Here is an 11,696-nt window from a genome sequence, read left to right as displayed (position 1 = left end):
TCTTCTCATAAGGGCGGTTATCACTTGTTGCGATATCGTCGGTCTTTTTCCTTTTGGGAGACTTTTTGTTGTCGGATTGAGTTTTTTCCTGTAGGATTTTTTCTAGCAAGACACTAGCGGGCTCGTCATTTTCGTCTTGTGGAACGAGTTTTCCGTGAATGGCTAGGTCAAGAATTTTTTGACGGGTTTGCTTGATGTGGGTTTTAAGGAGTTCCTTATTCTTTTCAACGGTATCAATTTCGGCAAAGATTTCTTCAATTTTCGCAACAATGCGTTGTTGTTCCGCTAAAGGAGGAAGAGGAATTGGAGCCGTTAAAAATAAATCAAAATTAAGATTGTCGACCGTTGTCCCTGCTTTCTTATATTCATGCAACAGATGCTGTTCCATACCTTTGATAACAGAGTAAACAAATTCTACAACCCTATCATCTTTAAATACCAAAGCCTTCAAATCTTGATTTATAGTAGCACCTTTTTTCAAAATAGCAACTGGTAATGAATGTCTCAAGATTCCGCTTCGACCAACAATAATCATTGTTTTAGGGGGGTATAATTGCATAGAACTAGCCCCTAAATCACTTAAACAAATTTGCGTCGAATCAATATATTTTTGTTTTACATCCTTTGATGTAACCCAAAGAATATTTCCATTCCAGAATTCTTTTTGCGAAGTTGACGGGGTCTTTCCACTAGAAGCATTGCATAAATCTCCCAATCTCACACATTCCCAATTATCTGGGATTTCAAAGGGAGCTTCGCTTTTGTCGAGGGGTGTTATTTCTTTTTGTTGTGGATTGCTTCCCCTCTTTGAGGGGCGCAATGACGGAGATTCAGCAGCGATTTCTTTCAACAAGTCGGCGGCAGTGCCGTCGCTTTTGCGTTGGTCGGTAAGTTTTCCGCGGATAGCGAGATCAAGAATTTTCTGCCTCAAGAGTTTCGTGTTCATTCTTCGATTCCCTTGAGCATCCTGGAAAGATTTTCGGAATGCGTAGCAATTTCCTTAGCTTCCGTTTTGATATTCTCGAGAAGGTCTGCAAGCGTCACATCTTCGACATCGTCCTTATCCTTAATCCAGGTGATATCGAGGCTAGTCTTGTCACGAGCAAGGAGTTCCTTAACGCTGTATTTGCGCCAACGACCGTCGGGAGTTTCTTCACTCCAGGTTTCCTTACGCTTTTTAGCATTGTAACAAGAAACAAAATCATCAAGGTCGCTACGTTTCAAAGGCTTTGTTGCCTGCGTGTGCTTCACACCCGTTCGATAATCGTAGAACCAAGTTTCCTTAGTAGGAGAACCCTTTTCAAAGAACAATACGTTCGTTTTCACTCCATTCGCATAGAAAATACCCGTCGGGAGTCTAAGAATCGTATGCAGATTGAAATCGGTCAGTAACTTTTTACGGAGGACTTCACCAGCACCATCCGCAAAGAGGACGTTATCCGGCAGAACGACACCTGCACGTCCACCGTTCTTGAGCAAAAGCATTATATGCTGCAAAAAGTTCAACTGGTTGTTAGTCGTTGTTGCGTAAAAATCGGTGCGTTTGGTGCTAATATCGACACTTCCGGCCGGTCGCGTTCCAAAGGGCGGGTTTGCAAGAACCACATCCACAAGTTTTTCGGGTTCGTTCTCTAAAGAGTCTGCCTTGTGAATCGGTGTTGAATCGGTGCCGATTCCATGCAGATACATGTTCATTGACGCAAGCGTGACAACTAGAGATGTGTTGTCGTTTCCGGTCAGCAGTTCCGTATTCAATTTCTTGAGTTTTGCCTTTTCAGAACTCTGTGCAGCCATATAGTCGTGGGCAGCAAGTAAAAAACCGCCCGTTCCGCAAGCGGGGTCGCATACGGATTCGGTAATTTGCGGTTGGACGCAATCCACAATGGCCTGAATTAGTGGACGCGGGGTAAAATACTGCCCGGCACCACTCTTCTTGTCTTGTCCATTCTTTTCAAGAATACTTTCGTAAATAGCACCCTTTAGGTCGCCTTCCAATAGCCATTGTTCGTTGTCGACCATGGAAATGAGTTTGCTCAGATAAACAGGTGTGTTTACCTTATTTTGTGCATCTACGAAAATGGCTCCGATAAGACCTTGCTGTTTGCTCAATCTGTCCAAAATGGAATTGTATTTTTCGACAAGGTCCAATCCCTTCATTTGGACAGCTAGTAAATCTTTCCATTCGCAACCCTTAGGGAGGGCGCTTTCAACACCAATCATCTCGACTTTTTCGCTGTCCATTTTAAGGAACAGCAAATAAGTGAGTTGAGTGATATAATCCGTAAACCCCACACCGTTGGCGGCCAGCACATCGGCCATATTCCAAACTTTCTTGACTAGTGATTGTTCATTCTTGCCACTTTGCGTAGCGGGAGCAGTAGTTTTCTTGGGCATATTATGCTGCCTTTATCTGAAGTAGGAACTTGGAAAGGTATTCGAGTTCCGAGTCCGCTTTCTCACGGGTGTAAATCTGGATGGCCTGTATAGCCAGGTTTTGGTCAAAATCAAAAAGGTCCTTACGACTGGTGCAACCATTCTGGGCGATGTATTCCGCTACTTTACGAAGGATTTCAACTTGTGCGGGTGTAAAATTACGTGGAACATTACCCATCTGCTGTCCAAGATAAAGGCCGAAGCGCTTGGCTGCGGATCCTTGCATAGATTGCAAAGTATTGATGCGACCATAGGCGTAACGCACTAGTTGAATCAGGTTTGTGATTGACTCAATCTCGTTCTTGCCTTTCAGCGGAATCACGACCTTGTGATTTTCGGTTGCAGACACATGATAGAAATCCCACAGGAGTGGTACGCGGAACATCTTGTTTTCTGTAAGGAGCTTTAATTTTAAATCTTGCAGCATCGCGTTCGTGATACTTTTGGATTCGTCATGGTAAATAATGCGAAGTGCTTCGATTTCGTCACAGTGGTCATTTATGTATTTCTCAAAAGCAGAGGTGTACTTGAGTGCATCTTCTTCTTGGAATTCTGAATAAATAATGCGATCTTCACCTGGGTTCAGTATGGCTTGATAACCTGCATTGAGTTCGGCAAGTTTTTCGCGAGCGGAAAGATTGTCGATTAATGGAGAAACAATACGCTTGCGTTCTAGATTGGGATCGTTTATGTCAATATATTCGGGGAAGGCTCCCTTTTCAAAGGCATCGAAAATAGAAACCGAGAAGTCGTGTAGCGAAAACCCTGCAATTTCACGAAATTCTGTGTTATGCTCATCAACGGTCCGGTTATATATCGTTGCGCACTTTTCGGCAAGCCGTTCCAGATTTTCGTCGCTTACTTCGCCATGGGCAATATGCTCAATGAGTTCTCCCAATTTTAGAGGTTTGGGTTCTGTAGAGTCTTCCGTTGCTGTCGGGACTCTCTTTTCACTCTGCGTCACGCCAACTGCGTCAAGCAATACGAAATGTTCCTTAGTGTCGGCATTGGGAGTTACTGTGCGAAGTTTGTCATCGTTTATACTACGGCATCCGCGGCCGACCATTTGCGTATAAAGGGTTTCTGAGTGAATATCGCGCATAAATACGACGATTTCGAGCGGTTTTACGTCGGTACCGGTTGCCACAAGGGTTACGGTTACGGCAATTCTGAAATTCTTGTCGTTGTTAAACGCTTTTATGCGGTCGTCCGGCTTTTCTACGGAGCAGGTGATTTCCTGGACAAAACCATCAGGAACCTTTCCTTCGGGAAATTTTTCTGCGAAAACCCGTTCAATAGTTTCAATTATGTTCCGTGCGTGCTGGCGGTTCTTTGCAAAGAAAAGAGTCTTGGGAATATGGCGGAAATCGGGTTCACCATTTTCAGGAATACGATTTGGGAAGAGTCGTTCAAAAACGACATCACGAAATTCCGTTATCACTTTTTCTATTTGAGCTGGGTTTACCACACTGCGGTCGAGTTCCGTGTTTGTATATGCCGCAGAAAACGTTTGATTCTTCTTTTTCTTTTCGCCAGTTTTTCGTGTGACCTCGGTATACTTTTCGCCGGCGCCAATGACGCCGCCACCTTCGGTAACTTCGGTTTTGATACGGTATATGCGCGGAGGGACATTGACTCCATCCACATAGGACCGTTCCTTAGAATACCTATAAGTCGGCTTGTTCACATTGTTGAAAAACGCAAGGGCCTGCGGTGTGGGCGTTGCTGTAAGTCCTATGACTCGTGCTTTGTTGAAATATTCCAACACCTTGCGCCACCTTCCATAAATGGACCGGTGACATTCGTCCACGATGATGGTGTCAAAGAAATCCTTGGACAGTTTTAGGTCATCGCCCAATTCTACAGCAGGCTTTGTGTCCTCGTCGTCATTAAAGAAAGATTCTTCTTCCTGAGATTCGTCTAATTCATCATCATTGTCAGGCTCGCCTTTGAGAATTGAAAAGAGACGTTGGATAGTGCAGATGCAAACGCTAGCATCTGAAAGCTCGCGCATGTCATCTGCGTTATTAGCATCGAAATGACGAGGACGGAGAACAGAATAAATTTTGTTAAAGGGGTCTCCATTTTCAGTGAGACGGAAAGAACCAAATTCGCCTTCAGTCTGTTTTCCCAAATTAGTGCGGTCTACGAGATAGAGAATGCGATTTATCGGCATGTATGCCAATTCGCGGTAGCAAATCATACAGGCGGTGAAGGTCTTTCCTGCACCGGTAGCCATATCTAATAATGCCCGTCGTTCGCCATGCTTAAAGGAGACTTCTAAGGCGGTAATTGCTTCTCGCTGACAAAGACGCAATCCGTTCGGCCCTACAGTGGGGAGTGAGGGCAATGATGCAAATTCGCTATCAATTTTTATGCCGAATTCTCTTGCCAATTTTACCAATTGTTTTGGCGTGAGCATTTTCTTGATGGGTTCAAATTTGCCTGACTTGTCAAGCAGATTCTTGAACATCAGAACGTCTCCATTGCTCATGAAAAGAAATGGCAGTGGATTCGCCCAAGTTTGGTACCACGGAAGTGCACCTGCAGAATACTTTGCTGTTTGTTCTGCTACAACGTTGCCGAGCGAATTATCTTTCTTTTTTGCCTCAAGAACACCGATTGCTTTGCCATCCAGAAAAAGCAAGTAATCCGCTTCGTGGTTGCCTTTGGTCAAGGCTTCTTCTACGGCTAGGGCATTTTCTTGATTTGAAAATTGCGAACGAGTAATAACCGCCCAACCGGCTTCGGCGAGCTTTTCATCTATTAATACACGGGCCTGTTCTTCGGGTTTTAGGTCGGCCATATTTCTAAATGCTAAAATAGGATAATTTAAGGAGAAAAGGAAATAGTGAGATTAATTTGAGGCAAATTGAAGGCGAAATAAGGGATGTGGCGGATGGATTGATTCCCTTGAAGTGAAAAAATATACATTTGAAGTGACAATACAAGGATTCTGCATATGATATTTACATCGTCAGGTTCAGTTTACTCTAAGGTCCAATTCAAGACCGAGGAAGAGGTCGAGAAGGTTGTCGCCCGCAACTTCAAGCTTCTCTTTGGTGACTATTCCATCTTGCTGCCTAAAAACTTGATACGGACTTCTGGCGGCAAGGGGACTGTTCCCGATGGCATCATCGTGGATTTCAAGGGAAACCGATGGTTCATCTTGGAGGTGGAACGCGGCGACCACGAAACGTGGGGGCACATTGCTCCGCAAATCAGCAAGCAGCTTGTCGCGGTGATGAATCGTGAGACGAAGAACAAGATTACGGGACTTTGCATCGCCGAAATCGGAAAGCAGAAGGAGTTCTCGAAGCTTCTTGAATCCGACCTGAAAATCCAGCAAATTCATGTGCACGGTTTTGTCCAGAAGATTCTGGAAAAGGACCCGATTGTCTCTTTGCCGATAGACTATTCCCCGAGCGACCTTGAGGAATGGGCTTCGATGCAGAAGGTCGATGTGCAGATTCAGCATATCGAAAAATATATGAACGGCAAGGGCGAGGTTCTTTACGACTTCCCGGATTTGGAATTGACGCAGGAAAAGGAGTCCTTGAAGACGACGGACAAGAGCAACGCTTTCTACGAGATTGTGAAGGCGGGACTTTTGAACGTGGGCGACATCGTGCATTTCGATTATGGCCCGAAGGGCAAACCCAAGGCGCATTTCGAAGGAAAAATCTGTTCCGATGGAATCGAGGTGGACGGAATCGTTTCTTCGGCCAGCGTCTCTGCCTTGCGTTGCATTCAGCAAATCAGCCCGTCGCGTACAACGACGAACGGCTGGGTTACTTGGAAAACCGCAGACGGAAAGTTCCTCGAAGAAAAGTGGAACGCCCTGCTTAAAAAGAGTGACGACGCGGAACAACCATCGAGACCCAAAAAGCATAAAAAGAAATCTCGCAAGACATCGGCGGTGACGCATCCTGAAAATGGCGATAACGATATGTTGTATCACTTCGCGAAAGGCGGGGCGATTATCGCAAAAATCCGGCGTGTTGGCTCGCAGTTTGTTCTTCTTGCCGGCAGCAAACTTTCGCTGAAATATGACTTCCGTGGCTCGGGTTGGATGAACGTTAGAAAGAACGCTTCTGTTGGTGCTGATGGATCGCTCCGCGAGGACATCGAATGCGATTCCCCGTCAATGGCGGCTGCGTTCGTTGCCGGAGGTGCTAGAAACGGCCTAACCTTCTGGAAGAATAAAGATAGAAAGGAATTGAAAAGCCTCGGTAAATAGTTGCATTTTGTCACTTTGTGTCAAGTGGATGGAGTTATATTTAGGTAGAATAGGAATCCCATGGACTAGAGGAAAACAATGAAACTCTACACTGCACAAGAACTCTATAAACAGTTGTCCGAATCCGATGAATGCGTGTGGATTGAGGCCAAGGGCGAAAGTGATTCGGTTCAGTCGTTGATGGAGTCTGTCTGTTCGTTTAGCAACGAACCTGGGCTTGGCGGTGGGTATATTCTTTTAGGAATTGGTGAAGATACCAAGGCACTCGACAATCGTTTTTGGATTGAGGGTGTTGAAAATCCAGATAAGGCTCAGTTGGATATTTCTACGCGGTGCGCGAGTATGTTCAATTTGTCGGTGCGTCCGCGAATCGATGTGGAAAAGCTTGATGGCAAGAATGTGCTGAAAATTTTCGTGCCGGAACTCCCAAGTCAACAAAAACCTCTGTATTTCAAGAGCGTGGGTTTACCGCAAGGTGCATGGCGACGAATCGGGTCAAGCGACCAACGATGCACAGAAGAAGACTTGTATGCCTTTTATCAAGATAATACGAGCTTCGATTCTTCTGTTGTCAAGAATACAGGTTTTGATGATGTCGATTTGGATGCCGTCAAGTATTACCGCAGATGTCGCAAAGAGGTTAATCCCAAGGCGGAAGAACTCAACTATAGTGACAGGGAACTTTTGGAATCGTTGGAATGCTTGACGCAAGATGGTAACCTTACATTTGCGGGTGTAATGCTTTTTGGAACGAAGCGTGTTATTCGGCGGTTTTACCCGTTGATGCGGACGGACTATATTCGCGTACGCGGAAATGAGTGGGTTGAAAATGTCGATGAACGTTTTTCTGCGATTGAGTTCATGGGGCCGCTCATGCTCCAGATTGACAGGATGATTGATGCGGTCTTGTCGGATTTGCCTCAAAATTTTTCGTTGAAAGAAGGGCAGATACACGCGACGACAAAGCCCGATTTGCCGGAGCGGGTGATAAGAGAGGCTATAGTAAATGCCATTATGCATCGTTCGTATCGGCATAACCGTCCGACTCAAATTATTCGCTACAATAACCGCATTGAAATAATCAATTCAGGTTATTCCCTGAAGGCGCAAGAAGAAATTGGAACCGCTGGGAGCGATACGCGAAATCAGCTGATTGCCTCGATTCTCCACGAGACAAACCTTGCGGAATTCAAGGGAACGGGGATTCGTACCATGCGTCGTTTGATGACCGGGGCGGGACTTTCAATGCCCACGTTTGAGTCTGACAGAACAAAGGATACGTTCACTATTCGGCTGCTTTTGCACAAGTTCTTTGATGAAGGTGACGTGGCTTGGCTTAGCGGCTTTGGCGAAAATCTTACGCAGGGTCAGCGTTCTGCCTTGATTTTTGCCCGTGAAGTTGGTGCTGTTGATACGTTGACTTATATGCAGATTGTCGGTGAAAAACGGAAATTGGCTGATTCAAACCTTGATTTTCTTAAAAAAATGGGCGTTTTGAAGCAAAAGGGCAAAACGGTTGACTCGGTGTATTATGTGCTGAATTCGGATTTTGACGTGATCACCCCCCAAGTTACCCCCCAAGTTACCCCCCAAGTCACCCCCCAAGATGATATACAAACTAAATGCAATGAACTGGTCTTGTTCTGTAGAATCCCTCGGTCTAAAAAGGAGATGATGGCATTCTTGAAGTTGTCTGACCGAAAGAGTTTTGATAAATTGTACCTCAAGCCATTGCTTAACAAAAGAATACGTTATACTGTTCCGGATAAGCCGAATAGCCGGATCCAGAAATATGTGGCGATTGGTGAGAGTTAGATAAAACAGTCCCCAACGGAGCAAATAAAAACAGAACATATTCTTTGAAGACTTGATGCCGGGAATAACCATGCAACCCCTAAAACTTGAAGATCTCAACGCCCAGTTCGATAGCATCGTCCGCAGGTATCGCGACGGTGGGCTTATCGCTTACCGCGACGCGCACTATTTCATGAACGACATGCTGAATCTTTTCGAGCGAATCGAAAGGCTTCGCCTGCTTGTAAACAATGACGCTGCCAAGAAGGTCCTGGTCCATTTCACGAAAAAGCTCGGGAACCTGAACATTGACGACTCGAACGGCGAAATGTCGATTCTCCTGCCGGAATTAAAGAACCTTTGGATGGTTTTCCTGAATACGGCGTCGGCCGATGTCGTTACCGAATGCCGCAAGTGGATAGAAAACAACATCCTGAAAACGGAAATGTGGCTTGTGGAAGGCGAACTGTGGGACGTGTACAACGAGGCATTCAACAGTGTGGCCGACCTGAAGGCGAAACTCAAGTATTTCGACAAGATTATCGAAAGCGAAAAACAGAGTGACAGTATCCGCTCGTACCGCATTGGGGGCTGGGCCTGTTCACGCGCTACCGTAATGCGTAAGCTGAAAATGGACAATTCCGAAGTCAAGAAATATCTTGCCGACCACGCGACATTTACGGATTCCGCCTTTTTGCTGTTCGATATTTTGGTGGAAGAATCGAAATTCGAAGAAGCCGAGAATTGCCTAAAGCACTTGCTGGACGCCCATGAAAACTGGTCGGGGCTTGCTGAAAAGGTCCATGCAAAGTTGAAAGAAATGTACCGTGCGACTGGCCAAACAGAAAAGTTCGGCGACATGCTGAAAACGATGGTTGTTGCGCAATCCAGAATGGATTTTTACAAGGAGTACAAGGACTTTGTTCCAAAGCAACAGTGGAAAGTCGCTCTGGTTGAATTATTGAATTCGATTACCAAATGGGATTTTCGGATGGATGTCCTTGCGTACGAAAACATGACGGATGAACTCTATGCGTCTTTTTGCAGGGTGTTTTCGATTGGGCCGAGCTTTTTTTATTTCAAGCGTTACGGAAAGGCGCTTTGCCCCAAGTACAATGCAGAATTTGTCAAGATGTTCGTGGAATATCTGGATGGTGCGATGGAGCGTGCCAGCAATCGTAAGGAATACAGGAATGTTGTCCGCGACGCGGGCGAACTGCTCAAGTACGAAGGCGGCCTCCTGGAAGTCAACCGGCTGAAAATATCTTGGCTGTCGCGGTTCAAGAATCGCCCCGCCATGAGAGACGAACTGGAAAAAATTTAGTCTCGTTAGCTGTTCGGAATTTCCGAACAACTCAAATTGCGTGCTTGTCGCGTGGGTGACTTTTTCTCGCTCTCTGCATTTTTCTACATTATCCCCCGTAACAGTAAAGGATACGCTATATGAATATTCTCGTCGTTGGTAGCGGTGGTCGCGAACATGCCATCGCTCTTGCAATCAAGAAGTCGCCGCTGTGCGACACTCTCGTGTGCGCTCCGGGCAACCCGGGCATGGCTAACCTCGGCAAGTGTGTGCCGGTGGATGTGGCCGACCCGAAGGCTATTGCCGACCTCGCCGTGGCAGAGAAAATTGACCTCGCGGTCATCGGCCCCGAAATTCCGCTGGTCGCGGGCGTGGTGGATGAATTCCGCCGTCGCGGACTGCGCGCTTTCGGCCCGACTGCAGCTGCTGCCGCGCTCGAAGGCTCCAAGGCCTTCAGCAAGGATATCATGAAGAAGTATGGCGTGCCGACGGCAGCCTTCGAAACCTTCACCGATCTCGCCTCCGCCAAGAAGTTCCTTGCCGAACACCCGGCTCCGATCGTGGTGAAGGCGTCGGGCCTCGCTGCGGGCAAGGGCGCAATCGTCTGCATGACCGACAAGGAAGCGAACGACGCTGTCGAAGAAATGCTCGGCGACAAGGCGGTCTTCGGTGAATCCGGCAAGACGGTCGTGATCGAAGAATTCATGGACGGCGAAGAAGCCTCCATCTTCGTGGTTTGCGACGGCAAGGACTACGTGATTCTCTCTTCTGCACAGGACCACAAGCGCGTCTTTGACGACGACAAGGGCCCGAACACGGGCGGCATGGGCGCCTACAGCCCGGCTCCGGTGGTCACGGACGCTCTCCTCGACGAAGTGAAGAAGACGATTATCGAACCGACTCTCAAGGGCATGGCTGCCGAAGGCAAGCCCTACACGGGCGTGCTCTACGTGGGCATCATGGTGACTGCGAAGGGCCCGAAGGTCGTGGAATACAACTGCCGCCTCGGTGACCCCGAATGCCAGATTGTGCTCCCGCTCTATGACGGCGACGTGCTCGCCTTGTTCGACGCTGCCGAAAAGGGCGAACTCGCTAAGCTCGGTGCCCCGAAGGCTCCGAAGGGCAGCTCCGCTATCGTGGTGCTTGCAAGCGCGGGTTATCCGGGCTCTTACGAAAAGGGCAAGGTGGTGACGGGTATCGAAGAAGCCGAAAAGAACGGCGCCCAGGTGCTCCATGCCGGTACCAAGATGGTGGACGGCAAGCTGGTCACTAACGGTGGCCGCGTGTTCGGTGTGGTGGGCCATGGCGAAACGCTCCAGGCTGCTCTCGACATCGCTTACGAAGCCGCCGAAAAGGTTCAGTTCGAAGGCAAGTTCTACCGCAAGGACATCGGCAAGAAGGGCTTGGCCCGTCTCGCCAAGATGGCGAAATAAGAGGTAACAAAATGGATTTGAAAGAAAATGCAAAGGTCGGTATCGTTGCGGGTAGCAAGTCCGACCAGGAAACTGTAGATAAAATCACCGCCGTGCTCGACAGCTTCGGCATCGTGTGGGAATACAACATTCTCTCCGCACACCGCACCCCGAACGCCACCGCGAAGTATGCTCGCGAAGCCGCCGGGCGAGGCCTCCAGGTCCTCATCGGTGTTGCTGGCCTCGCTGCAGCCCTTCCGGGCGTGCTCGCAGGGCACACGATTCTTCCGGTCATTGGCCTGCCCTGCGCCGGCGGCCCGCTCAACGGCGTCGATGCCCTGCACTCTATCGTGCAGATGCCCCCGGGAATCCCGGTGGCCACGGTCGGCATCGGCAACGGCAAGAATGCCGGTTACCTCGCCGCCCACATCGTCGCCATCGCAGACCCTGCAGTTCGCGAAAAGCTCGTCGCCTACCGCAAGAGCCTCGGGGATATCGAAGGTTAGTCTGCGTG

The 11,696-nt window shown here is 47.9% G+C and carries 8 protein-coding genes; 5 read left to right on the top strand and 3 right to left on the bottom strand.

Annotated elements, in window-relative coordinates:
• The 3 genes from B4B27_RS06055 to B4B27_RS06045 all read right to left on the bottom strand — a co-directional run.
• On the bottom strand, positions 1-946 hold a 946-nt coding region (locus tag B4B27_RS06055; RefSeq protein ID WP_290724672.1), incomplete at its 3' end, for a restriction endonuclease subunit S.
• The gene (locus B4B27_RS06050) at positions 943-2,394 is read right to left on the bottom strand and encodes a type I restriction-modification system subunit M (RefSeq protein ID WP_290724670.1); all 1,452 of its coding nucleotides are present in this window, start codon (positions 2,392-2,394) and stop codon (positions 943-945) included. The genes B4B27_RS06050 and B4B27_RS06055, both read right to left, overlap by 4 nt.
• A 1-nt stretch (position 2,395) precedes the next feature.
• Complete coding sequence (locus B4B27_RS06045) at positions 2,396-5,239, bottom strand: type I restriction endonuclease subunit R (RefSeq protein WP_290724667.1); 2,844 nt, start codon at positions 5,237-5,239, stop codon at positions 2,396-2,398.
• Positions 5,240-5,395: 156 nt separating this feature from the next.
• Here B4B27_RS06045 and B4B27_RS06040 point away from each other — a divergent pair, with 156 nt between their 5' ends.
• The 5 genes from B4B27_RS06040 to purE all read left to right on the top strand — a co-directional run bounded on the left by B4B27_RS06040 (position 5,396) and on the right by purE (position 11,688).
• The gene (locus B4B27_RS06040; protein ID WP_290724666.1) at positions 5,396-6,673 is read left to right on the top strand and encodes a DUF4357 domain-containing protein; all 1,278 of its coding nucleotides are present in this window, start codon (positions 5,396-5,398) and stop codon (positions 6,671-6,673) included.
• A 78-nt stretch (positions 6,674-6,751) separates the two neighbouring features.
• Positions 6,752-8,488, top strand: coding sequence for an ATP-binding protein (locus B4B27_RS06035; protein WP_290724664.1), 1,737 nt, complete (start codon positions 6,752-6,754; stop codon positions 8,486-8,488).
• A 70-nt stretch (positions 8,489-8,558) separates the two neighbouring features.
• Entirely contained in the window at positions 8,559-9,791 is a 1,233-nt protein-coding gene (locus B4B27_RS06030) for a hypothetical protein (protein WP_290724662.1), read from the top strand.
• A 119-nt stretch (positions 9,792-9,910) separates the two neighbouring features.
• Positions 9,911-11,203 carry a phosphoribosylamine--glycine ligase gene (gene purD, locus B4B27_RS06025; RefSeq protein WP_290724661.1) on the top strand — a complete coding sequence of 431 codons (1,293 nt, stop codon included), beginning with the start codon at positions 9,911-9,913 and terminating at the stop codon, positions 11,201-11,203.
• Between the two features lie 11 nt (positions 11,204-11,214).
• Positions 11,215-11,688: a 5-(carboxyamino)imidazole ribonucleotide mutase gene (purE, locus tag B4B27_RS06020; protein WP_088636641.1), complete on the top strand. Its 474-nt coding sequence runs from the start codon at positions 11,215-11,217 to the stop codon at positions 11,686-11,688.
• The last annotated feature ends 8 nt before the right edge of the window (positions 11,689-11,696 follow it).

Source organism: Fibrobacter sp. UBA2449 (genome assembly GCF_002342555.1).
In the GTDB taxonomy this organism is placed as follows: Bacteria; Fibrobacterota; Fibrobacteria; order Fibrobacterales; family Fibrobacteraceae; genus Fibrobacter.
The sequence above is the reverse complement of the archived record's forward strand: the minus strand, read 5'-3'. Positions and strand labels throughout refer to the sequence as shown.